Annotated in this window: 25 protein-coding genes; 9 read left to right on the forward strand and 16 right to left on the reverse strand. The window is 40.7% G+C overall.

The genetic code is table 11. The features are described 5' to 3' along the window. Positions 1-80 precede the first annotated feature (80 nt). From G399_RS0116935 to G399_RS0116990, 12 genes are all read right to left on the reverse strand, one after another. Positions 81-1463, reverse strand: a complete 1383-nt coding sequence (locus tag G399_RS0116935) for a lipocalin-like domain-containing protein (RefSeq protein ID WP_006009631.1) — start codon at positions 1461-1463, stop codon at positions 81-83. Continuing rightward, a complete protein-coding gene (locus G399_RS0116940) occupies positions 1451-4006 on the reverse strand; it encodes an ABC transporter permease (RefSeq protein ID WP_026843835.1) in 2556 nt (851 codons plus the stop codon). The genes G399_RS0116935 and G399_RS0116940 overlap by 13 nt, the downstream gene beginning before the upstream one ends. A 1-nt stretch (position 4007) precedes the next feature. Beyond that, entirely contained in the window at positions 4008-4688 is a 681-nt protein-coding gene (locus G399_RS0116945) for an ABC transporter ATP-binding protein (RefSeq protein ID WP_006009633.1), read from the reverse strand. Between the two features lie 58 nt (positions 4689-4746). Further along, the gene (locus tag G399_RS0116950; protein ID WP_006009634.1) at positions 4747-5448 is read right to left on the reverse strand and encodes a VC0807 family protein; all 702 of its coding nucleotides are present in this window, start codon (positions 5446-5448) and stop codon (positions 4747-4749) included. A gap of 80 nt (positions 5449-5528) precedes the next feature. Next, entirely contained in the window at positions 5529-6092 is a 564-nt protein-coding gene (locus G399_RS0116955; protein ID WP_006009635.1) for a rhomboid family intramembrane serine protease, read from the reverse strand. Between the two features lie 28 nt (positions 6093-6120). Next, positions 6121-7296, reverse strand: coding sequence for a glutathionylspermidine synthase family protein (locus tag G399_RS0116960; RefSeq protein WP_006009636.1), 1176 nt, complete (start codon positions 7294-7296; stop codon positions 6121-6123). Continuing rightward, on the reverse strand, positions 7297-7914 hold the full coding sequence (locus G399_RS0116965) for a DUF1190 domain-containing protein (protein WP_006009637.1): 618 nt from the start codon (positions 7912-7914) through the stop codon (positions 7297-7299). It abuts the gene before it with no gap. 14 nt (positions 7915-7928) lie between these two features. After that, complete coding sequence (locus G399_RS0116970; protein ID WP_006009638.1) at positions 7929-8345, reverse strand: DUF350 domain-containing protein; 417 nt, start codon at positions 8343-8345, stop codon at positions 7929-7931. A gap of 10 nt (positions 8346-8355) precedes the next feature. After that, positions 8356-9009, reverse strand: coding sequence for a YjfK family protein (locus tag G399_RS0116975; protein ID WP_006009639.1), 654 nt, complete (start codon positions 9007-9009; stop codon positions 8356-8358). A 24-nt stretch (positions 9010-9033) separates the two neighbouring features. After that, positions 9034-10086: an ion channel gene (locus G399_RS0116980; RefSeq protein ID WP_006009640.1), complete on the reverse strand. Its 1053-nt coding sequence runs from the start codon at positions 10084-10086 to the stop codon at positions 9034-9036. Between the two features lie 72 nt (positions 10087-10158). Continuing rightward, on the reverse strand, positions 10159-10839 hold the full coding sequence (locus G399_RS0116985) for a PspA/IM30 family protein (RefSeq protein ID WP_006009641.1): 681 nt from the start codon (positions 10837-10839) through the stop codon (positions 10159-10161). Positions 10840-10865: 26 nt separating this feature from the next. Beyond that, complete coding sequence (locus G399_RS0116990) at positions 10866-11261, reverse strand: DUF2170 family protein (RefSeq protein ID WP_006009642.1); 396 nt, start codon at positions 11259-11261, stop codon at positions 10866-10868. 203 nt (positions 11262-11464) lie between these two features. Between G399_RS0116990 and G399_RS0116995 the strand changes: the two genes are divergently transcribed. From G399_RS0116995 to secF, 6 genes are all read left to right on the forward strand, one after another. Further along, a complete protein-coding gene (locus G399_RS0116995) occupies positions 11465-11722 on the forward strand; it encodes a DUF6471 domain-containing protein (RefSeq protein ID WP_006009644.1) in 258 nt (85 codons plus the stop codon). Positions 11723-12086: 364 nt separating this feature from the next. Further along, a complete protein-coding gene (gene queA / locus G399_RS0117000; protein ID WP_006009645.1) occupies positions 12087-13127 on the forward strand; it encodes a tRNA preQ1(34) S-adenosylmethionine ribosyltransferase-isomerase QueA in 1041 nt (346 codons plus the stop codon). Between the two features lie 211 nt (positions 13128-13338). After that, complete coding sequence (gene tgt / locus G399_RS0117005; protein ID WP_006009646.1) at positions 13339-14457, forward strand: tRNA guanosine(34) transglycosylase Tgt; 1119 nt, start codon at positions 13339-13341, stop codon at positions 14455-14457. Between the two features lie 83 nt (positions 14458-14540). Continuing rightward, positions 14541-14876 carry a preprotein translocase subunit YajC gene (gene yajC, locus G399_RS0117010; protein WP_006009647.1) on the forward strand — a complete coding sequence of 112 codons (336 nt, stop codon included), beginning with the start codon at positions 14541-14543 and terminating at the stop codon, positions 14874-14876. A 60-nt stretch (positions 14877-14936) separates the two neighbouring features. Beyond that, the gene (gene secD, locus G399_RS0117015; RefSeq protein ID WP_006009648.1) at positions 14937-16784 is read left to right on the forward strand and encodes a protein translocase subunit SecD; all 1848 of its coding nucleotides are present in this window, start codon (positions 14937-14939) and stop codon (positions 16782-16784) included. Positions 16785-16793: 9 nt separating this feature from the next. Then, positions 16794-17738: a protein translocase subunit SecF gene (gene secF, locus G399_RS0117020; RefSeq protein ID WP_006009649.1), complete on the forward strand. Its 945-nt coding sequence runs from the start codon at positions 16794-16796 to the stop codon at positions 17736-17738. 143 nt (positions 17739-17881) lie between these two features. Here secF and suhB read toward each other — a convergent pair whose 3' ends face one another. Then, positions 17882-18655 carry an inositol-1-monophosphatase gene (gene suhB / locus G399_RS0117025; protein WP_006009650.1) on the reverse strand — a complete coding sequence of 258 codons (774 nt, stop codon included), beginning with the start codon at positions 18653-18655 and terminating at the stop codon, positions 17882-17884. A 254-nt stretch (positions 18656-18909) separates the two neighbouring features. Here suhB and G399_RS21805 point away from each other — a divergent pair, with 254 nt between their 5' ends. The 3 genes from G399_RS21805 to cysE all read left to right on the forward strand — a co-directional run bounded on the left by G399_RS21805 (position 18910) and on the right by cysE (position 20902). Further along, positions 18910-19086, forward strand: coding sequence for an Hpt domain-containing protein (locus tag G399_RS21805; RefSeq protein WP_006009651.1), 177 nt, complete (start codon positions 18910-18912; stop codon positions 19084-19086). Positions 19087-19337: 251 nt separating this feature from the next. Continuing rightward, a complete protein-coding gene (trmJ, locus tag G399_RS0117035; protein WP_006009652.1) occupies positions 19338-20069 on the forward strand; it encodes a tRNA (cytosine(32)/uridine(32)-2'-O)-methyltransferase TrmJ in 732 nt (243 codons plus the stop codon). Continuing rightward, positions 20069-20902: a serine O-acetyltransferase gene (cysE, locus tag G399_RS0117040; RefSeq protein ID WP_006009653.1), complete on the forward strand. Its 834-nt coding sequence runs from the start codon at positions 20069-20071 to the stop codon at positions 20900-20902. The genes trmJ and cysE overlap by 1 nt, the downstream gene beginning before the upstream one ends. A gap of 384 nt (positions 20903-21286) precedes the next feature. Here cysE and G399_RS0117045 read toward each other — a convergent pair whose 3' ends face one another. The 3 genes from G399_RS0117045 to G399_RS0117055 are packed head-to-tail and all read right to left on the reverse strand — an operon-like array spanning position 21287 to position 25954. Then, positions 21287-22963, reverse strand: coding sequence for a hypothetical protein (locus G399_RS0117045; protein ID WP_006009654.1), 1677 nt, complete (start codon positions 22961-22963; stop codon positions 21287-21289). After that, positions 22947-23966, reverse strand: a complete 1020-nt coding sequence (locus G399_RS0117050; protein ID WP_006009656.1) for a TniB family NTP-binding protein — start codon at positions 23964-23966, stop codon at positions 22947-22949. Before G399_RS0117050 ends, G399_RS0117045 begins: the two co-directional genes overlap by 17 nt. Then, positions 23963-25954, reverse strand: a complete 1992-nt coding sequence (locus G399_RS0117055) for a DDE-type integrase/transposase/recombinase (protein ID WP_006009658.1) — start codon at positions 25952-25954, stop codon at positions 23963-23965. Before G399_RS0117055 ends, G399_RS0117050 begins: the two co-directional genes overlap by 4 nt. Positions 25955-25964: the final 10 nt, after the last annotated feature.

The raw sequence follows: 25964 nt of genomic DNA on the forward strand, positions 1-25964 counted from the left end.
TTTTTTGTCACTATATCAATGTATAAAAGGTAAATATTTTTTGATGGTGCAGGACAATTTTTTTATTGATAGAAACTATATTAGTAACCTGTTAATTCCAAAAAACCTTTACCGCTATGTGTCCCGCTAACAGCGACAGTACCTTCATAATAAGCGATTGAAGCGGGGTTCCACTGGTCATTTTTAGTTGCTTTAATGCTAATGTCTATGTCCTTACTTTTAATCTTGAGTTGCCAATACAACGGCAGTTTTTTGTTACCAACAGATGTTAACTTATTGGCATTTAATTTTATATCGGATGGCATTAATGCTGTTGTTGAGCCATCAGCATTAATATATGTGCCAGTGATATAATCAGCTTGGTCTTGCAAACGCATTTGAAAGGCCATAATTTTATCGCCATTGTCCAGGTGCAGTGACAACCAGTCCCAACCTAAGGTTGCTTGGTCAAACAACTGCGAAGTCCATTCTTGATCAAACCACGCATTGCCGTTGACCGCTATCTGCTTGCCACTGTCACGCGCTGTAAATGTTCCTTCCACCGCTATAAAGGGCGCACTATAATAGTGAGAGGCATGTTTGCCATTAGCTGACTTTATACTGTAGCCACCTTGCCCTTGCAAAACGAAAGGACCAGTGTTGGATAAATTGAGTTGAACATTGAGATAAGAATCGGTGTTACTGTTTTCGCCCTTGCCCTTTGCACTATTACTAATTGCACTATTACTAATTGCACTATTACCACTTGCATTATTACTAATTAGTTTAGTGGTAAAAGTCAGGTTCGAGGGCAATAACCCTGCAGTGGGACTTTGCCATTGCCAATCATCAATAAATAATTTAAATGGCGTTTGTTCTACACCTGCATTACCGACATTACCTCGCGCAAACTTCTCTGAAAACCAATGTTTGGATGCACTATGCACAGAAGCATGTGCCATATAAATATGTTCGTTGCTCCAATCTGATCCTAACGCTTTGGGCCTGTTTTCAAGCGTTAAGCTACTGTCATCAATATTATCCTTTAGTTTTGTTTGCTGACTTTTATTAAGCTTTGCATTTTGATTTCGAAAGCGAAACAGCGTCCATTGCAAACCATAATCGTTGCCTTCATCATCTTGCAAGTTTGCAGTTAAATACCACCATTCGATATCAAATGAATCATGCGAATAATGGTCTTTGGGGAACGTGATGACATAGTTTGGATCGGCAATCTGGCCTAAGTTTTGTGGATCAGACGCGCTGAAGCCTCTCCCAAACTGTTGTTGCGAAGTTTCATCTCCAGTGTCTAAAGCAGTGCTTTTGACGTCAGAAAATAGCGCCTTAATATTACTCGATGTTTTATCGATACCACTGCTAGCAAACACGATGACCGCAAACACGATCACAACAAGCAGCATAACCGTAAGCAAGCTAGAAAGTGATGTAAAAAGTGATGTAAAGAACTTGATTAATTTAACCATCGGATATCCTCTATGAGTGGCCTTTTTCCGGCGCGAACGATGGGGATAGCGATAACGATAGCCACAACCAATAAACTCGTTGCATATATTTGAAGTATCTTCAGTGGATTAATAATTAGTGGGTAAGTCCATGAGAAAGCTTGATAGTTGATATCGACAATTAATATCCAACTTAATAATATACCGAAAGGAGTCGCGAATATTAATGCAACAAAACATAACAATAAGTACTGGAATAGGGCCAGTAGTTGGGTTTTCAATGCCGATACTCCCATACTTCGGATCAACATATTTTGTGGCCGAATGTCATTCATCAGAACAATAATAGCGCATGCCAGCGAAAGCGCCGCGACAAGCAGTGTGACCACATTTAATCCATCGGTAATAATAAAGGTGTTGTCAAAAGCTTGCATTGATAATGCCAGTAAGTCTTCAGTTTTTAGTAATTGCGTGTCTGGATTGACTCCTGCCGCCAGCATATTTTCCCTTAGCAAATCAATCTTACTCTCAGCACCTTGTAATGCGTATATGCAACATTTTGATTTTGATAATTCAAACATGTCGAATGGCATTAACACTTGCGCATAAGGGTTGCCAAAATCATAAACGATGCCTAGTATTTTATACGACGATAGTTCGCTTGTGGATGGATGTGGAAGCTCAATTACATCATTAACCTGATATTTAAAACCAAATGCAAACTGCTGATTAACTAAAACACCCTTACCTTGCTCAAATTGCCGCCATAAATTCTTATTTTCGCTTTGCTCATAAAACACCATTGCCTGCTGATTAAACTCATCGGTAGGATAACTAAATTGCTGCATCTCTTTGCCTTGAAAAGAAATATAGTTTTCTAATCGTTGGGAAACATTTACACCTGTGTTCTTGGCTAACTCAGCGATGTTAGGCTCACCGCTATTGTAAACATAATAGTCAGCTGCCAAACGTTGTTCAAGCCATCCTGCGGTTGCGCCACGAAAGCTGTCGACCATTAAATTCATTCCAATGTTACTGGTAGCGGCAATAAAAAATGCACAACAAGCAATTTTGGTTTTTCCTGACAGTGCCAAACTTTGCTTGGAACTGAGTTGCAACAACGGAAACCGATCAGGAATAAAGCGTTGAATAAACGCCAGCATACTGGGGTAATTAGCTAGCAGTAAACAACAGCCAGACAAAATCACTAATGCGGTGGCGATAAGCAACAACCAAAGCGCTTGTGCATTATTTAATATGATATAGGCGATACCTGCAAAAAGACCAAAGCTAAGCCAAATGGCGCCGTTCCAAAAACGTTGCTGAGTAAGCGATAAGGGCACATCTTTAGTTTGCGCCAACTGATGATTTAATTTATTTAATGGAATGAAGGTTGCGCATACACTGCCAATCAGGCAAATACCAAATACTTGGATGAATAATCCAATAATGGATACTTCACCGAAACCTACCTCTACCGAGTACAAATTTTCGAGGGTTGCTTGTACGGTAGGTGAGGCTAATTTTGCTAATTCAATACCCAATAAAACTCCAATAAAGCTGGCTAAAAGAGTAAGCAATACAATTTCAATTAACTGCACAACAAACAGTTGTTGTCTTGAAATACCTAACTGTCGACAAATTTTAAGCCACGTTAATCTTGAATTTAATAGTAAATTAACTGCGTTGACCACAATGAAAAGGCACACAACGAACATCAGTAATGCCATTGCCATTAAGTTTAAGTGGAAGCTGCTAGTGAGTTCTGAATCCTGCTCACCGTCATTGGCACTGGTTAATTTCAGGTTGTCGGGTAAGAACTGCCGAAGTGCGTCCTCTTGAGCCCTTGTTAAGTCGCCTACAACTAGTAACATCGACAACTCGGCGTCGGGATAAAGGCGGTATAATTCGGCAATGTCCATAATGATATCATTACCTAACACGGCGCTTTCAAATGCGACAAGTCCAGCTAAAGGCTCGCCAAACTGCGTTGTAAACTGTTGGCTCAAGTTCGCGTTAATGCTCTCTTCTAGTATTTCAAGCAACTGCGGGTGCAGTATGGCCGTGGGTTCATTAAAGCTTAATTGCCTAATCAGTTGATTAGCTTCATTCGATGCTTTGCTTGTCCCAGTATCAGGCTGTGCAGTCGCATTTTGTTGCTCTGCTAAAGGTACTGGGTTTGAAAAGCTAGGTTGGGTAATTAATGAAAAAGTGTCTATGCCAGTGAAATCAATACGCCTTTGCGTAATACGTTGTTTATTTACGTACACATGCTGCTTTGTTTGCGCTACGGCCACCAATTGGTTAACGCCTTTTACTCTTAAAGCTGAATAGTCCTGCTTGCTGAGTTTTAGCTTGGATGAAGTCGATGTAATGGTATATGTGACGTTTGCAACTAGAAATTGTTGCTCGCTACTGTAGCTTTGTTTAGCGCTGCTATTGATTACCAGCACAGCACTTAGGCCTGCAGCCGCAATAATTAGCGACACCATCATCATGCTCAGGCTAAATTTGCTATTACTATAGCTTTTTAATAAAACAAAAAGGAACGGCCAATATTTCATATTAAATTTGAGTCAACCTACCATCGTCTAAATACCATTGCTGCTGAGTAAGCAATGCTACTTTTTGACTGTGAGTTACCATCACAAGCGCGGTATTGAGCTTCTTACAAGTAGTCACTAATAGATGACTAACAAGGTCTGAATTTTTACTGTCCAGGTTTCCTGTAGGTTCGTCTGCTAGCAAAAGAGGTGGTTGATGCGATAACCCGCGGGCAATAGCAACTCGCTGCTGTTCGCCGCCAGAAAGTTGGCTAGGTAGTTTGTTTATATGACGATGAATATCCAGAGCATCCAACAATTCTTGAATATATTCGCCTTGTACTTTGCCGGTTATCTTAGCCGGTAGCATGACATTTTCCATCACTGTAATACAGTCAATTAAATTGAACTTTTGAAAGATAAGCCCAACCCTAAATTGGCGATATGCGTCCGCTTCTTTTTCAGTGAACTGGGTAATGTCGTTACCTTGATTTGGCTGTTGTGAATTGTTTAACAGTATTTCCCCACTATCGGGTTTATCTAGCGCAGCTAACAGGTGCAAAAGAGTCGACTTTCCTGACCCTGATGCACCTTGAATGCTGATGCTGTCACCTGCGTTTATGGTTAAGTTGATATTGTTAAGAATGGTGTGTTGCTCACCCGCATCAGTATAACTTTTCTTTAAATTTTTTAGCGCTAGCATTAAAAAGGCATCTAATTTTCATTGATGCCTAAGTATACGCTAACCGAACCGTGAAAGACTACTGATGCAGAAAGCTTTCAATAGGCTCGCCAGTGACACTAGAAATTTGTTTAAACAGATACATCAATGCAAATATTAGCAAAATCATGCTAGGAATGACGATAACGGGATAACTTAATGCGGTCATCCGCCCTAGCTCTTCTGTATAAGCGGTGGTGCCTGGTTCGGATACCAATATCCATTTAGCTAGCAGATAATTTAACACCGAAGATAAGAAAAATGAGCTTGCGACAATGTATGAACTAACCGCAACCTTGCTATTAAATACACTTGTTAAGCCTTTTTCCTCTAAAGTCTCATTTAGTTTTGGCCAATTCACCAATTGATCATTAAGAATAAGTGCTTTTACCAAGGGTTTTTTACTGTATTGAGTAATAATGACGGCTAAGCCAATCAAGGCTGGAATAGCGGCTTCTTTTATCGCAATATATTCCGCGGGAAGTTTCAGCAAACTAATCCCACCTGTTAATAATACGCTAACAATACCTAAGACCGAAAAAGCGTTTATTTTTTTAGTTTGTTTTAGGTCATACAGACCAAAGATTAAGGGAAAAGCAAGCGCTAAAACAATACTCCAAGCGGGGCCTAAGTACTCATCTGAACTTAAATAGCTCATGACTAGGACGGGGACCGCAATATTAAATAGTAAATTGCCTAAAAAACCGGTTTGTTTAGGTTGTTCTTTTGCTGTTTCAGACATGTAAATTAGACTGCTCTTTTAAAATTCGTAGGGATTGTACAAAAAGAAACGAGAGAATGTCACGCTGATTTTGTGTCAAATTACGAATGATTTCGTAAATACCAAGCTAAACATAGACCTGCAATAAAACCAAATAAATGTGACTCCCAAGATATGTAGGGTTGGCTGGGTAAAACGCCCCAAATCATCCCTCCATAGAAAAATGCAACAACCACCGATATAATAATTTGAAAGAAGCGTTTACTGAGAAATCCGGCCAATACTAAGTAACCAAAATAGCCATAAATAATACCACTTGCACCTAAATGAAATGAGGGCCTGGCAAATATCCATACCAGTGAACCGGTCAGTACTATTAGCCCGAAAGAGACGGTAATAAAACGTTTTCCTCCAAATTGTAGCAACAACAGCGAAAATATTGCTAATGTCACTACGTTGGATAAAAAGTGAGCAAAGTTCGCGTGTAAAAACGGTGCCGTAAAAATGTAGGCTAGGTAGTTTAGATCTCTCGGATAAATACTAAACTGGTTAAAGTAGCGACCACTGAGCATGTTGACCGCTTCAATCACAGTTAAAAAACCAACAACATAGCTAACCCACATAAGTTGTCGTTTTAAAGTGGTTGGTGATTTTACTGCACTCAATGCGATTTATCCTACTGGTTAAAAATAATTACAAAATAATATGTGGCATATAGCGCGACAGATCTTGCGTAATAGCCGATTTGTCTTCACGTACTGATATACCTGCAGCTTCATCATCGACCAACCATGAGCCGATTAAGGTATAGTTATCAGCGAATTTGGGTAATGGTGTATGCGCTTGATAAATAAATCCCTCTTCGCCGTAGGGGCCGTCCGATGAGAGACTCATTTTACCATTCTCTAAAATATCAATATTCGCACCTTCGCGAGAATAAAAAGGCTTTTTAACCCATTTTTTGACATCTGATAGCGCATTCATACTTGCCATATCAGATTCAAAAAAAGCAGGTAATAAATTAGGGTGTCCTTTGAATTCCTGCCACAACAGAGGCAGTAGTGCTTTATTTGAGAGAATACTTTTCCATATAGGTTCAATCCAGCCAGTATTCGCTTTTAAGGCGTGAGGACCAAATTCTTCACGTTGCATAAACTCCCATGGATATAGTTTAAAGCAATGTGACATGATTTGGTCTTGCAAGTCAGTGAGTTCACCACTCTCTGCAAGTCCTATATCTTCAATGTAAACAAAGTAGTCATCGACGCCTGCTTCTTTTGCACAGTCCTGTAAATATTGAACCGTACCCCGGTCCTCATCAGTGTCTTTGCAGCAAGCGAAGTGAAGATAGCTAATGCCGTAGTAATCGGCAATCACTTTAAAGCGATTAACCAGCTTTTCTTGCAATGAATTAAATTGATCGGCACGTTTATTGAGTTGGTTATTGTCTACATTATTTTCAAGCCACAACCATTGCCAAAAACCTGATTCATATAAGCTAGTAGGGGTATCTGCATTATTTTCAAGGAGTTTGGCTGGCGATCTTCCGTCATATACCAAATCTAATCTTGAATAAAGAGAAGGTTCTTTTGCTTGCCATGAATCTGCAATTGCTTGCCAGTAGTCACTCGGTATAGCAAATTGAGTCAGTCTCTCTTCACTTTTAGAAACAAGATCCACCACATGTAAACACATCTGATGAATTTCTTCAGTAGGAGACTCAAGGTCTTTTTCTATCTGCTCTAATGTAAATTGATAGTAAGCGGTTTCATCCCAGTATGCTTGTCCGTGCATAGTATGGAAATGAAAACCGTAATCACGCGCCATTTGTTGCCAGTTTTTTCTCGCATCAATGGGAAGTCGCAGCACTTAGCCACCCCAGCCTTTGCCGCTACTTCTGCTGCCCCATGAGGCTTTTGCACGCACACTGCTACCAAAACCACCGCGACTGATGGTGCGAGTAATAGCTGGTTTTTTATCAAACGCACTTGGACTTACGCTGAGCTTACTCCTCCTCGAATCACCAAAGTTACGGCCATCGGCTCCAACCCAGTTATTCCGATAGGACGAATAACGAGAATAGGAAGTAAACATAGGTTGATAATATGGACGCGGCGACATTAAGTTACCTATCATGTAACCGGCCATCAATGGCATGAAAATCGAGCTGCCATTGCTGTTATAAGTTTGGCATTGGTTACGTCCAAATTCATATTCACAATCGTTTTTACTGTTGTACTTAGGGGCTGTTTTAGCCGCTTCGGCTAATGCACCTTTGTATGCTGCTTCACATTTTTGCGCCATACCAGGGAGCGCATCAGCACAGTCATTGACATTTTTAAATACGACGGCTTCTTCTTTTCCACCAGAGCAAGCACTAAGTAGAACAGAGGCAACACCCAATGCTAATGGTTTAAATGAAAACGCTTTGCGCATTTTCGAAAGATCAATATTGCTACTGCGTTTTTGATTACTGTTAGTTTGCATATTTGGATTACTCCTTAGTAGCTCATGCAAGCGGCGTTAAGCAAGCCTACAGCAACTGACATTGCGCCTAACATGACGCCTGCGGATACTTCATTGTTTTGAATTCGTTCAGCAATTTTGGGCATAAAGGTAAAACGCAAAAGTGCAAATGCGAGCAGTTGCGCGACAATTGCAACGACACCCCAAATGGCATAATCGAGTAAAAACTCTGAATTCTTGACTGCACCTGACAATGCAATGGCAAAACCAATCATTGCGCCACCAAAACCAATAGCAGCGGCGGTACTTTTTTCTTCTTTTACCAATTTCCATTCGTCATGCGGTGTTACAAACGAATAGACAAGTTTGAAAACAAAGAATAGGGCGATAGAGATAACAAAATATATAGCGAAATTCTGTAATCCGGCGATTGAGTTGAGTACTGCGTCCATTTTATTTTCCTTAACCGTTTATTATTATATCTGCAGGTGACAAGTTAAAACCGGTGCTAATAACCAAACATCGGTCATGGTTATTGCCAACGATCTTTTCTTCACCCGATACTAACATAGCTTCCACTTCATCTTCTGAAATAGATTTCTCATAAAGCATGACAAATTGATCGGTTGTAGTAACATCACCGTCTTGTTCGAAAGTGGTTTCGGTCATTGCCACTGGAGGTGACACCTCGCCAACTGCATCCCAAACACGCTCATAGTCGTCGCCATCTAAGGAATACACAGGCTGTGAAATGCCATTGTTAATTAATTCTTGCCATTGAGTCTCGGAACCCACTGTTTTGGTATCGTAAAAATACCAGAGTTTGACGTCGGTAATGTGATTCTCTGTTTCGCCACCGTCAGTAATTACTTGCAAAAAAGCATCATCGTCAGTATAAAAACGAAACATGGTGCCGCCAGTATCAAGTATTACTTTGCCAACAGCTTGAATAAGGTGCTTACTCGCAGCGCCATTCACTTTAAGAGTCGGTTCTATTAATTTTAGTTTGAGTGGGTCGAGTTCGAATGAACCGCCCAAATACAAGCCCATGATCTCTGGACTGTCAGGTTTATGTGCTTGCTCTTTATCTTTTTTTCCGAATAATTTACCAAACATATTCAACTCCTCAGCTCTTATCTATTATAAGTTCAGGCTATTCCAATCAATATTATTGATACGATGCTCTGCTATATAAAACACTTTGTTACCGGGCTTTACCACATCGTCTAAATTCGGATTAACGGATATTTGATTTACCCTTTGTGGCGACGAATAGCCGATGAATGTTGCGTTATATTGTCTTTTAAGACCTAAAAACAACTTTTCAACGCTTAAATCATTCGCATTACTTGGTAATTCGACTGAAAACTGTGCCTGACCCTCCTCTACATCCAATAGATCATGATGCAGGAGGCTCGAACCAGGATCGAATACTGATTTGGCAAGCATTTCGACGGCAACGCTTGGTGTGCACTCTACTTCAGGACAATGCTGTTGTAATAAGCCGACTAAATTTTCATCTTCAAAATACGCCACCTTGTGCGCCTTAGGGTTACGCTTCGAGCAATACAACGCTGTCGTTAAGGTGAGGTCGTCATATGGATTATCGATGAGTATTGTCTTTGCTGTCGCGATACAGGCCCGGTCCATATCCTCGTCCTGATTGAATGAACTGACGTGCACAAATTCAATTTCTGAAGGGCGCGGATTTTCAATATCTGCTTTGACACAAAGCACAATGTCCGGATTCTCCGGCATATCTTGCTTTTCCTTTATTAACAATTTTAATAATTGTTCAGTGCGTTTTTCATTCCAACCAATAATTAAAATATGATTAGAGACATTTAACGGTTTCAAACCTCTTGCTCCTTTTCTCCACTGATCACTTACCCATGACGCAATGCGTCCAATGATCAAAGCAAATATACTTAACCCAAGCGGAATAACATACAACGCAACAATTAGCTTACCTGCCGGTGTTGACGGCGACATATCACCATAGCCAACAGTTGAGCCAGTAACGACAAGCCAATAAAAATAGTCAGATGCGTTTAAAAAGGCACGTTCGCCCGCTAAGAAAAGCAATATCCAACTGGAGACTGTATAGAATAAAAGCGCTGCTACTAGAGTGTACCAACGCAGCTCGGAAAAGTATTTCACACATAGTTTTTTGAGCCTTACCCAATGCAACATGAATGAAAATTTTCCTTTAAATTTAAGATACGACAAAAAACGGCAACCCTAAGGCTGCCGTTTCCAATTAACTTACTTACCAAGTATACGGCTTAGTTCGTCATCAGCTGATGCTGAACCGCCTTTAATACCCGCTCCAGCCAACCGTTTTTCAAGATCGTCGGAGGAATCGCCTTGCGCTAGTTCTTCCGCGGCTTCAAGTTCAGCACTTCGCAATGTCTGCTTTTCTTGGATCCTAGATAGCGACTCAGTCGCTGTTTTCATCTTGCTGTTAGCGCCTAAATGACTAGATGAAACTGCAATTTGAGCTCGCTGTACGGATTCCGTAGCCTTAATCATATCCACTTGCTGCTCCAAACGACGTAAGTTGTTTTTTGCTTGGTTTATGTTACCCGCAAGTTGCTTTTCTGACTTCGTGAACTGATCCAAATAAGCTTGCTCTGTTTCAACTTGGCCACGCAACTCGGATACACGTTGAGCACAATCAAGCGCTAGTTGGCGATCGGTATCAATGGCCTTTCTGGCGTGAACTTCATATTCGCCAATAGACTTATTTAGACCATCTACTTTTTGCTGTGATAGTTTACACTTTGCTAAAATTTGTGTACGTGCATGGTCCGATTTTCTTAATTCATCTTTAGCTTCACGAATTTCTTGCTCAAGAATTTTTATCGCTTGAGTATCAACAACCGCTTGCGCTGCTTCAGTAGCGGTACCTTTTACAGCAGTAAATAATTTTTTCCAAACTGACATGGTAATCTCCGGTTATTTACAATTAATTAGTTAGATTTTAAAAAATCTTGGTAAGCATCTAAGAATGCTTCAACGTTTTGAAACAATGTCGAAATCTCAATCAACACACTTTCTTCTTTTGATTGGCCACTTAACGAGCCAAAAGCTGTGTAGTACTGATTTCCTGCAACTGACGATATACCTATCGTGGTTAGAGGGAAAATCATATGCGTTCTCAGAATCTCTTCGTTTAACGCTGATGAGTCTCTCACTTCGTCCAACGAGAATAATAAGGATTCAACCAGTATTTGTTCACCGCTAATTGCCAACCAGGCATCAATTCCATCTTCATTTGCAATAAGCAAACAATCTGCTTCGTGTGTAACTACATATCCCTCTTGAGCAGAAATAATTTCTGCTAGTTGTGATAGTTTCCACGTCATTCATCTTCTCCTAAAAGTGTGTTTTACCATGTCGTCATCTATAATAGACCCTTAATATTGATTCAACAACATGGCTGACCTCGAACTTGACGTAAGTATAGTCACAGGGTGAAAATAAAGTCAAATATTTTTTTCACATTTGGGTCAAATAATGTTTAAATGTGAATTATACATTACAAAAATAACTTATATATAGGTGTGTTATGAAGCCAAAAACAAGTGATTGGCGCAACTTAGTTCAGCGATTATTAAAGACAGAATTATCTAAAAAGGGGATCAAGTATCAGGATCTTAGCGATAAGCTCAGCGCTGTGGGAGTTGATCAAAGCGCAGATAACCTGCGAAATAAAATTAATAAGGGTATTTTAGGAGCAGACTTATTGCTACAAATTGTCTTTGTACTTAATATTAAACACATTAAGTATGAAGATATTGAAGAAATACTGGCTGACATGCAATAGACTCCATTGCCAATGCGAAAGAGTCGTGCATGTTAATCGCGTAATATAAATCAAATCGCGTGGTCGCGCGCACATGGCGTGGAAAAATTACGTAGGTGTTGCGTTATTTTTTTGGCCGCTAGGCAAAAAACCAGAGAAAGCCCGACTTTTAGGCAAAAAAATACCCAGCATAACTGGGTAATAAGTTAGTTTGGGAGAACGTCACTTGATTCGGAACTAAATCTGATAGTACGCCAAAGCAATAAAAATATCAGGCGTTTTAAGTATTAGGGCTAAGTGGAAGGTATTTTATAATATACGGTAGATGCGAGGTTTATTATTTTGACCCCGATTAACAAAGACATTCAGCGATTTTGAGAGAACCATGAAGCTATCAGATTTTTATTTTGATTTACCTGAACATTTAATTGCAAAACATCCAACAGAGCAACGAACCCAAAGCCGCTTACTGCAGTTAGATGGCAATACTGGCGAGGTTTCACATAAAAAGTTCACTGACATTTTAGAATTGCTTCAGCCGAGCGACCTATTGATTTTCAATAACACCAGAGTCATTCCTGCGCGATTACACGGAACCAAAGCGTCGGGTGGAAAAGTAGAGGTATTAATTGAAAGAATACTCAATGATGGCAGTGCAATGGCGCACATTAGGTCGAGTAAGTCGCCAAAGTCCGGTGCAATGCTTACTATGGAAGGTGGGCTGCAAATTGAAATGCTTGGGCGAGACAACGCACTTTTTCATATTAAGTTTATGACTGAAAGAAATGTATTTGATTTACTTGAAGAATTTGGTCACATGCCGTTACCTCCATACATCGATAGAGCCGATGAGGAAGCCGATAAAGAACGGTATCAAACGGTATACAACGAAAGGCCAGGTGCGGTTGCAGCGCCTACGGCGGGTCTGCATTTTGACCTTGATATTTTAAATAGAATACAAGAAAAAGGCGTTGAGTTAGCTTTTGTTACTTTGCATGTTGGTGCGGGTACTTTTCAACCTGTTAGGGTTGATAACATTGAAGAACATCAAATGCATGCTGAATACGCTGAAGTATCTCAGGATGTGGTTGATAAAGTGCTCGCAACTAAAGCGGCTGGCGGGCGTGTGATTGCGGTTGGAACGACTTCTGTACGGTCTATCGAATCGGCAGCTCAAGCGGCTAGGAGTGAATTGATTAGTGAATTTATGTCGGATACCAATATTTTTATATATCCGGGTTATCACTTTAAAGTGATCGATGCCATGCTGACAAATTTTCACTTGCCTGAATCGACATTAATGATGCTGATTAGTGCCTTTGCCGGGCGCGATAATGTCATGCAAGCTTACGCCCTAGCAATAGAAGAAAAATATCGGTTTTTTAGTTACGGTGATGCGATGTTTATTGAACGCAAAAATACGTGAGCCCAGCGCTGTTTCTTGTTATACTGCGCGCGCAAATTCACAGTAAGCAGCCCGTATGTTTGTTTATTGTATAACAAAAGTATGATGCGTTATTCATTCTTACTCTCATTTTTGCCCTTACTGTGGCAACATGTTCAAAGCTTGGAAAACGTTGGATTCAGTCGTAGTTTGGCATGGCAAGTGCACTGGGTCACCAATGTTAGGTTAATAAATGAAATTCAATTTAATGGCTACAGACGGTAAAGCTCGTCGCGGCCAACTCATATTTGAACGTGGTGTCGTAGAAACTCCTGCGTTTATGCCCGTGGGTACATACGGCACCGTAAAAGGCATGACACCAGAAGAACTTGATGAATCTGGTGCGCATATTTGTCTCGGAAACACATTTCACTTAATGCTACGTCCCGGCACGAGCATCATCAAACAGCATGGTGATTTACACGATTTCATGAATTGGGATAAACCCATTCTCACAGATTCCGGAGGCTTCCAAGTATTTTCATTGGGTGATTTACGCAAAATCACTGAGCATGGTGTCACTTTTCGTTCTCCTATTAATGGTGAAAAAATCTTACTGACACCTGAAAAGTCAATGCAAGTTCAGCGCGATTTAGGCTCTGATATCGTTATGATTTTCGATGAGTGCACACCGTATCCTGCAACTGAAAAAGAAGCGTCTGATTCAATGGAGATGTCTCTGCGTTGGGCTCAACGTAGTAAAGACGCTCATGGAGATAACCCATCCGCATTGTTTGGTATTATCCAAGGTGGTATGTATGAGCATTTGCGAGACACATCTTTAGCTGGGTTGGAAGATATTGGCTTTGATGGTTATGCTATTGGTGGATTGTCAGTGGGTGAGCCGAAAGCTGATATGATCCGCATTATCAATCATACAGCGCCGAAAATCCCAGAAAACAAACCACGTTATTTAATGGGCGTAGGTAAGCCCGAAGATCTCGTTGAAGCGGTTCGTCGCGGTATTGATATGTTTGACTGCGTAATGCCAACAAGAAATGCGCGTAATGGTCACTTGTTTGTGACTGATGGTGTTGTAAAAATTCGCAACGCGGTGCACAAAACTGATACGGGCCCATTGGATGAGAAATGTGACTGTTACACTTGTAAAAATTATTCTCGGTCATATCTACACCACTTAGATAAATGCAATGAGATACTTGGTTCAAGATTAAACACTATTCATAATTTGAGATACTATCAGCGAATTATGGACGGTTTGCGCAACGCAATTGCTGCTGGCGAGTTAGTTAACTTTGTCGCCGAATTTTATGCGCAAAAAGGTTTGCCAGTTCCGCTTTTAGAGGGCTAGCATTAGCATTTTGTTTTATGAATGTCATATTCATAAAACAGGAAAGTAAAACAACAATAAAAACCAAATAAACGAGGATTTATATGAATTTTTTAATTTCTAGTGCATATGCACAGGACTCTGCAGGTCAGCCGGGTGGTGAATTCGGCATGTTAATTATGTTGGCTGTTTTTGGTTTGATTTTCTATTTTCTTTTATATCGCCCGCAAGCAAAGCGTGTAAAAGAACATAAAAACCTTGTTTCGTCGCTTACAAAAGGTGATGAAGTGCTAACGCAAGGCGGTTTAGTGGGCAAAATCACCAAAGTAAGTGATGATAAAGATTTCATTGAAATTGCACTCAATGAATCTAATAACATCGTTGTACAGAAATCAGCAGTTAGTGCCGTTTTGCCGAAAGGCACAATGAAGTCAATTTAAACTTTCAACAAAAAGCACAATAATGCCTTCGGCGCTATTGTGCTTTTGTAGGGTCCCGTTGTGTTAAATAAAACTCCATTTTGGAAATATATTTTAGTCATATTTGTTGTTGCAATAACAGCGTTATATGCAATGCCGAATATTTATGGTGAAGATCACGCTATTCAAATTTCTGCAAGTAACAATGCCTTTGTAAGCGAAGAATTGAAAACCTCGATTGAGGTCGCTTTGAAAGATGAGGGCATAGCAATCAAACGTATTGAACTTGAAAACGAACGCATTTTAGTTCGTCTTTTAGATTCCGACACACAGCTTGTTGCCAGAGAACTGATTGATAGCAAACTTGATAACGATGATTACGTTGTTGCGATGAACCTAGCGCCAGATACACCTGATTGGTTAGATGCCTTAGGTGCTAGTCCAATGAAATTAGGATTGGACTTGCGCGGTGGTGTTCACTTTCTAATGGAAGTTGACATGAACAGCGCAACAACCAAAGCTTATGAAGACGTTGTCGGCGATTTTAAGTTGCAGCTGCGTGAAGAAAGAATATTCTACCGCACGGTTATACAAAATCCTGATTCAGTAGACGTCGTATTTCGAGACGGCGAAATGCTTGAAAAAGCGCAATTTTACTTGCGTAATCAGTTTCGAGATTTGAGCATTACTGAACGTGACGATTTGACACTCAGGGCCGCATTTTTGGAAGTACGCTTAGCTGAAATTCGAGACGCTGCTGTAAGCCAAAATGTAACGATAATCCGCAGCAGAATAAACCAACTCGGTGTTGCAGAACCCCTGGTTCAAAAACAGGGTCAAGAACGTATAGTCGTGCAATTGCCGGGAATTCAAGATACCGCAAAAGCAAAAGAAATTTTGAATGCGACAGCGACTCTTGAGTTTCGTATGCTTGACGAGAAAAGTGATGTGCGTGATGCATTGCGCGGGAGAGCGCCGGCAGGCTCTGAAGTTATTTACCATAAAAATGGCCAGCCTTATCTGTTGAAAAAACAAGTGATGTTAACGGGCTCGCATATTATTGACGCAAATAGTGGTGTTGATCAATATGGTGTGCCCAATGTGAGCATTGACCTTGATTCAAAAGGCGGCGCAAAGTGGTCACAGGCGACAAAAGAAAACATTAAAAAGCCAATGGCAACCGTATTTATTGAGTACAAAACCACGGGTGAACGTGACATAGACGGCAAGCTTGTTTTTGAAAAGAAAGAAGACATTATTAGTGTCGCGACTATCCAAGCACAATTAGGCTCTTCATTCCAAATTAGTGGCCTGGATTCACCGACAGAAGCGAGAGAGTTGGCACTACTTCTGAGAGCGGGTGCATTGATTGCGCCAATTCAAATAGTTGAAGAGCGCACAGTTGGACCGAGTTTAGGTAAAGAAAATATTCAATTAGGTATGACCGCAATCATCTGGGGTTTGGCCGCAGTGCTCGTATTTATGCTTATTTATTACCGCGCTTTTGGTGTTATTGCCAATATTGCGCTGTTATTAAATCTGGTCATGATTGTTGGAATTATGTCGATGATACCAGGTGCAACATTAACCTTGCCGGGTATGGCCGGTATTGTTTTGACCGTCGGTATGGCCGTCGATGCTAACGTACTCATATTCGAGAGAATTAGAGAGGAATTGCGTGACGGCAGAAGTCCTCAGCAAGCAATTCATTTCGGCTATGACAACGCGTTCTCTACTATTTTGGATGCTAACATTACTACGTTCATTGCTGGTTTGATCTTGTTTGCTGTAGGAACAGGTCCAATCAAAGGATTTTCAATTACGTTGATGATAGGTATCGCTACATCAATGTTCACTGCGATTGTCGTGTCTCGAGTGCTTGTTAATAGCATATGGGGCGGTAAGCGTGTGACTAAGCTAGCGATATAGGAGAGTCAAATGGGATTTCAATTATTAAAACTAAAGGAAACCGTCGACTTTATGAAGTGGCGTTTCCCAGCAATGATTTTTTCAACCGTATTAATCATAGGCTCAATTGTTTCACTTGGTGTTAACCAATTGAATTGGGGTCTTGATTTCACCGGTGGAACATTGATTGAGGTAGGTTATGAGCAGTCAGCTGACCTCGAAGCAGTCAGAACAATTATGCTCGATGCGGGTTACACGGACGCAATGGTACAAAACTTTGGTAGCAGCCAAGACGTATTAATTCGCCTTGCACCAAGAGAAGGTGTGAAGGCCGTTGAAATTGGTGATCAAGTATTGGCGACGTTGCGTGCCGATGGTACTAAAGTCGATATGCGTCGTATTGAATTTGTTGGACCAAATGTGGGTGATGAGCTAACTGAACAAGGTGGTTTGGCTATGCTTGCTGCATTAATTTGTATCCTGATTTATGTGGCGATGCGTTTTGAGTATCGTTTTGCGTTGGGGTCCGTTGCGGCGTTGGGGCATGATGTTATCTTGACCCTAGGTCTATTCTCGGTGTTACAACTTGAATTTGACTTAACGGTATTAGCGGCCGTTTTAGCCGTTATTGGCTATTCGCTTAACGATACAATTGTAGTGTCAGACCGAATACGTGAGAACTTTAGAAAAATACGCAAAGCAGAGCCAGTAGAAATTATTAATATTTCGTTGACGCAAACCTTGAATCGAACAATTATTACCTCTTTGACCACTGTTTTAGTGCTAACAGCTTTGTTTTATAAAGGCGGCGCTCTGATCCACGGTTTTGCAACAGCATTGCTATTTGGTGTTATCGTTGGTACCTATTCTTCGGTATACATTGCCAGTGCAGTCGGCTTGGCTCTGGGTATTAGTAGAGATGATTTGATACCGACAGAAATTATCAAGGAAGGAGAAGACCAAGACCCTGTATAGGTAATGAAGTTACGTTATTATTAATTAAAAAGAACTTAATAACAAAAGAAAACCCGCTAAATAGAGCGGGTTTTTTTATATGATTTGGGTATTTGATGTAGTTGAAAATACCTATCAGATAATAAGTAGTCTGGCAGTAATACTTATTTAAGTCTCTTAACAATTGCTTGAACAACGCGAGGGCTGCCAGCAACAATTTCACCGCTTAATAGTGGGTCATTACCACCCGCAAAATCAGTGACTAGTCCGCCTGACTCACGCACTAACAATTCACCGGCGGCAATATCCCAAGGTTTAATGCCACGTTCCCAGTAACCGTCAAAGCGACCAGCAGCGACATAAGCCATATCCAGAGCAGCAGAACCACCGCGGCGTATATCCCCACATTCAGCAAATATTTTATTAAAGCTCGACATATATTCGTTTAACGACGTTTTGTTCTTATACGGAAAGGCAGTTGCTAAGATTGTATTACCTAGCTCTTTTGCCTGACTCGCGCGGATACGGTGGCCATTTAGTTGCGCGCCGTTACCTCGACTTGCTGTAAATAACTCACCACGAATAGGGTCGAATACAACCGCTTGGTCTAAACGACCTTTGTATTGCAGGGCAATAGAAACGGCAAAATGAGGTATGCCTTTGATGAAATTAGTCGTTCCATCAAGTGGGTCGATAATCCATTTATAGTCATCATCGCCAGCCACAATACCACCTTCTTCGCCTACAAAAGTATGCTCAGGATAAGACTGTTTGATTTTGTAGATAATGGTTTGCTCAGCTTCCCTATCAATTTTAGTTACGAAATCATTTTCGCCTTTTTGTTCGATTTGTAGGTCGTCGAAAGTTTCAAATCCACGAGCGATCACGTTTCCTGCTGAGCGAGCTGCGCGCACAGCGATATTGAGCATAGGATGCATAGTTAGAACCACCAAGTTGTAAAAAGAACAGTTGAGTCACGCCGCCGAAAAGTGCACAGAAAAGTGCACATTTAGTGCTTTTGATTCGAGAACGTGCCTAAAAAATCGCGCGTATATTAACAGAAACCTATGAATGGGTCTATTGGTGTTTTTCATGGCACATAATTAGAGGTACGCACATTCGCAGTGAGTGATATCACACTGCGACTGTGCCATGCACATAAAGACATCATGATGGTTTGTAGGCTTACAAAGTGCTGCGAGCCCTTGCTCATCTACTTTCCGGTGCTTCACTCCTATTCGGGTTTTCTGAATTAAGTCAAAAAGCGGCACAGCTCGAAACGAGTATCGAAAATGGCAACGTTTCCTTTACTGATGTTGAGCCCAAAATTGATGAGTTGATTGCTGAGATTAGACACATCACTGGGTAACTAGCAGCCACTAATGAATTGCGAGCAATCGCACTACCGGTTGTGTTTATTTTATTACTTTTTTGCAAAAGACAGTTATTATGGGTTGTGCTAAACTTTGCGCCTTAAAAAAGTCTGCTTAACGAATAGGTAGTATGCAGATCTTATATGGTCTTTAGGCAGCTTTTTAATGTGCATTCAGGTTCGAAGCCGCACAGGTTTATTTACCATTCTCTATTTTTTATTACGCTATTATTAAAGGGAATACGTTCATGCTTTCAGATATTCGCATTGTTTTAGTCAATACTAGTCATACTGGTAATATTGGCTCAGCGGCTCGAGCAATGAAAACAATGGGGCTTAGCTCATTGTATTTAGTCGACCCTATATCGGCCCCCGATGGGAAGTCAATTGCCTTAGCTGCCGGTGCAGGTGATGTGTTGGCGAACGCAACAACAGTAAGCACGCTTGAAGAGGCGGTTAGTGATTGTGGCTTAGTAGTGGGTACTTCTGCACGCTCAAGAACGTTACCTTGGCCTATGTTGACGCCTAGAGAATGTGGCCATAAATTAGTTGTTGAAGCTGATACTTACCCAGTTGCTTTGGTATTTGGACGCGAAAATAACGGCTTAAGCAATGACGAATTGCAACAATGTCACTTTCACGTATGTATTCCAGCTAATCCAGATTATAGCTCATTGAATATTGCTGCTGCGGTACAGACGCTGTGTTACGAGATCAGAGTTAATCATCTTGACATAGAGGCACTGCAACATGCGCCAGCGGTTAAAAGTGAATATCCGTTAAATGAAGACCTAGCGCGTTTTTATGTGCACCTTGAAAACACCTTAAAAGACGTCAATTTCATCGTTGCCAATCATCCTGGCATGGTTATGACTAAGCTGCGTCGATTATTTACTAGGGCTAGGCCAGAAGTTCAAGAGTTAAATATCTTACGTGGTATGTTGGCTTCAATAGATAAAGCGAGTGGAAACAAAAAGTAATGTTTAGTCGAATGCGAGAAGATATTAAAAGTGTGTTCCATCGAGATCCTGCGGCTAGGAACACGATGGAAGTGTTGTTCAATTATCCAGGCTTGCACGCAATATGGGTGCATCGTATCAGTCACCAATTATGGAAATGGAAGCTTAACTGGCTAGCTCGGTTTGTATCCAATATTTCACGCTTTTTAACTGGGATTGAAATTCATCCGGGTGCACAATTTGGTCGCAGAGTCTTTATTGACCACGGTATGGGTGTTGTGATTGGTGAAACCGCTGTGATTGGCAATGATGTGACTTTATATCATGGGGTCACATTAGGCGGAACAAGTTGGAAAGCTGGCAAACGCCATCCTACCCTCGAGGATAATTCGGTTGTGGGTGCAGGGGCGCAAGTCCTTGGACCTATTACAGTTGGCAAAAATGCCCGCATCGGTTCGAATTCTGTAGTGGTCAAAGACGTGCCAGAAAATGCAACGTGCGTTGGTATACCGGGGCGTAATTTACTGCAAAAACAACATACACATGAACCCACTCCAGAAACCAAGCATAAGCGCCAGGTCATTGCTAAAATATATGGCTTTGATGCGTATGCGGTGAGTGAAGAAAATCCTGACCCTGTTGCTAATGCACTGGGAATTATGCTTGAACATGTTCACCAAATGGACACTAAAGTGGAAGAAATGTGTCGGGTCATTCAATCACTCGGTGGCGATGTTTGTAGCGATTCAATTCCAAAGTTAGACGTGACAGACTTTGCTGAGACTGGCATCTCACCGGTGTTAAAGAAGGCTGCTGAGGAAGCGGCAGTGGGCGCTTTTGATCCCGCTATTTGATCCCGTTATAGGGAGTTCATTTGAGCGCCTTCGTGATGTATTTTGTGTTGAAATGTGCTTTCCAATATTAAGATGGATCGAAGACGTAGGTATTCATTGAAAATTATCTGCTAGTTTCTAAATCACAAGGCCCAAAATTTCCAAATTTAAGATAGAACGGAAAACGGTTTCTAGAATTACTCCATAACGCAGCTTTGCGCATACAAAATATCATTACAAACTTTTAAATATCTTCTTGATTTTATATATATTAAACAATAGGTTACCACAAGATTTTGCAGTTGTGTGATTTTTTGGAGGGCTAAATTTTTAGATTTGATATGGCGCTAGTTGTTGGTGTTTTTGCGCCGATAGGGAATATGCTTCGATCGGATTTTTAAGTATTTAGCTATGAGCTCTAACTGTTTTTGAAAGTTCAACGCCAGTTTTTAAAAAGTGTTGAAACCTTTTTGGTAATTGCTCAACACAACAATTATTCAGCAAGCCTTTGTCAAATACTACAAAGTCAGTTCGATTTGGATCCATGAACCTTGAGTAAACGGGGTCATTTCCGCAGCATTCTCTCACATTGTTTGCATAGCTACGAGCATGACTAAAAGTTGCTTTCCTATTAATAATCAAATAATTTTCGACAAAAGTCTTTAACGAATTTATATCTATTAGAGCCTTATTCGTATCTGATGTTTTGATAAAACCCAGTTCAATCAAATCTCCTATTACCTTGTCATTGCAACGCAACATCGCGATAACTTTTAAAATTGGTTGATCGCAAAGCGATTGCCATTTTTGTTTAAGTAATTTTTTTAAACCAGCAGGCGCAATTTGAAGTTGATTGGTATATCTAACCGTTGAGTTTACCCTCAGTTGAGATTCTATTTTCTTATCAAAAGCAGACTTAATTAACTCATCAATGTCTAAACAGTAAAGATCAAATATAGCGGATGGGATCTCTGTAATATTGATATAGTCATGCTCTAGCGCTGATACTGTCGGATAAGTATTTTGAAAGGTTTCGAGTATTGTCATCATATCGAAAATTTGTTTGTCGGGCTGTTGGCCAGAGTGCACTGCTATTAACGTTCCTAAGTTCAGAAGCTTGGTCACGTGAGCTGGCGAAACACCAAAGATATTCGCGACATCGTTTCCAGTGATTTGCAAGCTTAGTTCGTCTCCACTTGTTGCGTTATCGTATCTTGTTTTTGCGGTTACCATTGGATGACTTTCAGCTTTTACATGATACTTTTTTATAAGATTCTCAGTCTGTCCTGCAAATTCAGTTTTGGGTTGCCATGAGATTTTCGAAAGTACGATATTCAGAGAGTGGCAGTTAATTTCTTGCACACTATCCCCTAGAATCGAAAATTGTTGACGATGTTCAGCAATCATCTTCAACCAAGTGACTCTTGCGCACTCGTCAAGTGATAAAATATATGCATCGTTAATTAATTGCCTAACCATAAAGACACTTCCCTTTGCCCAGTTTAATGGTGAAGTTATAAAATCGAGAGGACGTATTAGACGCTCTGCAATTGTAAATAGAACATTTAGAAAATATCGGCGCTGTGATCCCCCAGCTATATCTAACAATGCGATTTCAAACGGTAGTAGTGATTCCGCAGTATTGCATTCTGTACATTCACTACAGTTGCTACAATCACTATGGATCCCGCTCTCCAAATCGAAAAGCCGCTGTTTGCATATGTTTTGTAAGGGTACTAAATGTTTTTCGCAAATGGTTTGCTCGACGTCTTGCCAAACTATTTTGTGTGGCTGTCCCTCCATAATACAGGCGGGGCATATTTTGATAGTTTGACTTGCATATTTCTTATCAAACTCGCTAACAACGCACGTCGTCATCCATTCAAATCCAGCAGTTTTTGCTGCCACTGCTGGATCTTTTAGTACTTCTTGAGCATCTGCTTCCGTGATGCTGTTCCATACCCTTACGTGAGCGATGCCTAAGTTGGTGAAGAGCCCTTGTACACTTCTGAAACCGAAAAATGCAGCTACCTTTACGCAAGCTCCATAGGGTGAAATGTATGTTTTAATGCTGGACTTCATATTTGACTCCTAGTGCCTCTTTAAGCGATTTAAGGTTGGTTTTGAAGGGATTGGATAATTGTAGATGTTTATCGATTTTTACGACGGTTACATTTCCGTTCTTATACTTTGTTGACTTAAGTTTAGGGTTAGTGGGTGGAACATATGTCTCTGAAAAATCAATCTTACGTATAGACGAACTGTTCGTTGAGCATGCATGTTTGCAGGCGTTCAACAAAAGCCATGATATTTTGCGTAAATCTCCATTTGTCGCCGCATAGATGGCGAGCGCGTTTTCAGGATCAGCAAGCCTTATACCTGAAATTTCATGTCTCATTTGCATCGTATATAAAAAGCCCCTGAACACTGCGTAGTTTGTTTTATTTGCTAAAGAAAAGTGACGTTTGAGAATGACGCGAGTGCATCGCGATGCAAATTGTTCATTGTGCTCCAAGATTTCAGTTGTACGCTCAGTACCGCAGAAAATCATAAAAATCCCATGTTCATCCATTAAATTCTTTAAAAAGTCAGCAATATGTCTTGCAGACTTATTGCTCACTTTCTCGAGCACTTGTTGGAACTCATCAAATACTAAAACTTTCACATTTTCATTGCGTATTTGCGTATCAACGCGTTGTCTCATTTCTTTTTCAGAGCCTGAGGGTATGCCGGGCTCTCCTAATGCCGCTAGAATATTTCTAAGTAAATCTAAGCGATTCATATTGCTTGGTGCGTTAACAAAACGAGCACACGGGGTCATTTTTCCGTGGGCCTCAATACTCTTGAATCCCCTTTGTTTATCAACTGAAAGCTCGTTGTACCTATCAACAAACTTTGTTGCCATCATTGTTTTCCCTGTACCCGTATCACCCGCAATGATTGCGCATTTGCCTGTAGCCGTCAGTAGTACGTTTTCTGAATCATCCATAAGCGCATCGAAATCGGCTTTGATTGAATCATAAGTTAGAAACTTCCGTCCTAATGAATGGGCGATCCTATTAAAATTAATTGCGTTGTTGTTCATAGTTCATCTCCCAACGCTAATTCGTCATCGGAAGGAGATTGGTTACCAGTTGTATTGCCTTCGAGCGCATTTTCATCGCCTAACCACTCGTCATTCGAAGCTTGTATCTGCGTTGACGCATCGTCGGTATTTACATCAATGCATTTGTCATTGTCGATTTTAGAAGAGCAGTTTGGATTGCTTTCAGCGTCAACGTTTTTAAGGCCTTTACCAAACATATAAGGTACTTTGCTGGCTTCAGGCACTTCTGAATGTTGACCATTCCGAGCAGCATCTAGACAGGCTCTTTGCGCTGAACTGGGCTCATAATTGGTCATGACGCGGTCTGCTATAAATACGGTCTTACCTAACTTCTTCGCGGTAGCCTTATTAGATATTTTAACAACAACCTTTTCAGAGTCGATATTGCTATACATTAGGTCTACCTTTTTTACCTTCCAATGCGCAAGCGTTTTTAATTCATCAGCACGATACCGCTCGTTTTTAAGTTTGACGGACCCATTTTCATAGACTGTATGATTGAAGGATTCTAACCCAAGGGAATTTAATGCAAGATTGCTCTGCATCGGGGCAGTAATCGCCAGCGGGTTTTTTTGACACTCGTTTTTCCAAATGTCTATGGGGGCACGATTATTAAGACCTGCGTGTGCACTTTTATGGTAGTGATTATGAATGTAATCATTGAGCTTATCTTCAAACTCAGACACTGTTAATTTAGCATGAGCTTCGGTTGAATCTTCGGGGTTAAGATGTGATGCACCTTTGTAACTTTTGCTACCGAGGTAGCCGGGTAGTTTGCTTAAAAACGAGAGTCTTAATGTTAAAAAGAAACGCTCTATAAAAGGCTTTGCCCATGCATGACCAGTTCGCACTGACACCGGCCGCATTCCCAAGTCGATGGCACTTTGCTTAAATGTATTTCCGACCATTGCTGTAGTGGCGTCATGTGCTAGTACCGTTGGAATTCCATATGGTGCGCCGGGATGCTCCTCTTTTGGTAATACCATATGCTTTATGCACTCTAAAGCTAAGTCAGTGTTCTCTTGTGGGCTCTTTCCGATCATATAACTGCACCCAACAACACTGCGGCTATAGACATCAATTGCACACATCAGTACCACTGTCCCTAAAAACGCTTTGTTGTTGTCGTCAAGAAGGCCTATGTTGATGTATACAGCGTCTATTTCGACACGTTCCATCAGATAATTGCTGATCATACTGCCTTTTAGCTTAAATTTTCTTTTGCGTTGTTCAGATTTGCTTAACGTTTTTTCCATTTCAAGCAGCGGGCAGATATTGTTAAACATATTATAAATAGTTTGTTTGCTTGGCACTTGAGGATATTTGTCAGGGTCTTTGACTTTGAGTATTGCTATTTTATTTCTCAAGTATTCGGCAATTTCGTTAATGCTCCTTGCCTTTTCGTCTTTTCTTACCAGATAAAAATCAGTGATTGCCGATAATATCAACAATTGCGTTTCTTCGGTTAATCGCGATTCACCAATATCATTCCTTGCCCCGCTTGGTGTGAGCGCTCGTGCGTCACTATTCTTACGATACTTTGTAATGTAACCTTGTGCTGTGCTTAGCGCAGGTTTACCATATTCATATTTTGACCAGTTAAATTCATTGATGCTTTCGCGCACATAATCTTCTACTGATAAATTTGTTTTACCACACCGCTCGCTATGCATTTCATTAAACTCGGTCCACATATCGCGCTTTCGGATTTGGTCTTTACTCAGTTCTACGAAGTGGGCCTGCATGTTGTTCGTATCCAAAAATACAACATTGCCCTTTACAAACTCCTCTTTCAGTCTTCTTTCTTTGAAGACCTTCACGGTGTCTACGTCGAGCGCTTTTTTTGCGACAGTGTCGTAGGGAACACAATATAGTTTATGGGTAGTAGGTGTTTGTCTGATACTCTCAATTAGAAATGCAGATTGGTTAATCTCAAACACAGTATCTTGTTTAAATGCACTATTCATTATATATCTC

Source organism: Brumicola pallidula DSM 14239 = ACAM 615, from assembly GCF_000428905.1.
In the GTDB taxonomy this organism is placed as follows: domain Bacteria; phylum Pseudomonadota; class Gammaproteobacteria; order Enterobacterales; family Alteromonadaceae; genus Glaciecola; species Glaciecola pallidula.

Coding starts and splice junctions, on each gene's coding strand:
- G399_RS0116945 (WP_006009633.1), bottom strand. CDS start 4,688: ATGCTAGCGCTAAAAAATTTAAAGAAAAGTTATACTGATGCGGGTGAG.
- yajC (WP_006009647.1), top strand. CDS start 14,541: ATGAATTTTTTAATTTCTAGTGCATATGCACAGGACTCTGCAGGTCAG.
- G399_RS0116980 (WP_006009640.1), bottom strand. CDS start 10,086: ATGTTGCATTGGGTAAGGCTCAAAAAACTATGTGTGAAATACTTTTCC.
- G399_RS0116990 (WP_006009642.1), bottom strand. CDS start 11,261: ATGACGTGGAAACTATCACAACTAGCAGAAATTATTTCTGCTCAAGAG.
- secF (WP_006009649.1), top strand. CDS start 16,794: ATGGGATTTCAATTATTAAAACTAAAGGAAACCGTCGACTTTATGAAG.
- G399_RS0116975 (WP_006009639.1), bottom strand. CDS start 9,009: ATGTTTGGTAAATTATTCGGAAAAAAAGATAAAGAGCAAGCACATAAA.
- G399_RS0116985 (WP_006009641.1), bottom strand. CDS start 10,839: ATGTCAGTTTGGAAAAAATTATTTACTGCTGTAAAAGGTACCGCTACT.
- G399_RS0116995 (WP_006009644.1), top strand. CDS start 11,465: ATGAAGCCAAAAACAAGTGATTGGCGCAACTTAGTTCAGCGATTATTA.
- G399_RS0116940 (WP_026843835.1), bottom strand. CDS start 4,006: ATGAAATATTGGCCGTTCCTTTTTGTTTTATTAAAAAGCTATAGTAAT.
- G399_RS0116935 (WP_006009631.1), bottom strand. CDS start 1,463: ATGGTTAAATTAATCAAGTTCTTTACATCACTTTTTACATCACTTTCT.
- G399_RS0117050 (WP_006009656.1), bottom strand. CDS start 23,966: ATGAACAACAACGCAATTAATTTTAATAGGATCGCCCATTCATTAGGA.
- G399_RS0117045 (WP_006009654.1), bottom strand. CDS start 22,963: ATGAAGTCCAGCATTAAAACATACATTTCACCCTATGGAGCTTGCGTA.
- cysE (WP_006009653.1), top strand. CDS start 20,069: ATGTTTAGTCGAATGCGAGAAGATATTAAAAGTGTGTTCCATCGAGAT.
- G399_RS0116970 (WP_006009638.1), bottom strand. CDS start 8,345: ATGGACGCAGTACTCAACTCAATCGCCGGATTACAGAATTTCGCTATA.
- G399_RS0116950 (WP_006009634.1), bottom strand. CDS start 5,448: ATGTCTGAAACAGCAAAAGAACAACCTAAACAAACCGGTTTTTTAGGC.
- suhB (WP_006009650.1), bottom strand. CDS start 18,655: ATGCATCCTATGCTCAATATCGCTGTGCGCGCAGCTCGCTCAGCAGGA.
- queA (WP_006009645.1), top strand. CDS start 12,087: ATGAAGCTATCAGATTTTTATTTTGATTTACCTGAACATTTAATTGCA.
- G399_RS0117055 (WP_006009658.1), bottom strand. CDS start 25,954: ATGAATAGTGCATTTAAACAAGATACTGTGTTTGAGATTAACCAATCT.
- trmJ (WP_006009652.1), top strand. CDS start 19,338: ATGCTTTCAGATATTCGCATTGTTTTAGTCAATACTAGTCATACTGGT.
- tgt (WP_006009646.1), top strand. CDS start 13,339: ATGAAATTCAATTTAATGGCTACAGACGGTAAAGCTCGTCGCGGCCAA.
- G399_RS0116965 (WP_006009637.1), bottom strand. CDS start 7,914: ATGCAAACTAACAGTAATCAAAAACGCAGTAGCAATATTGATCTTTCG.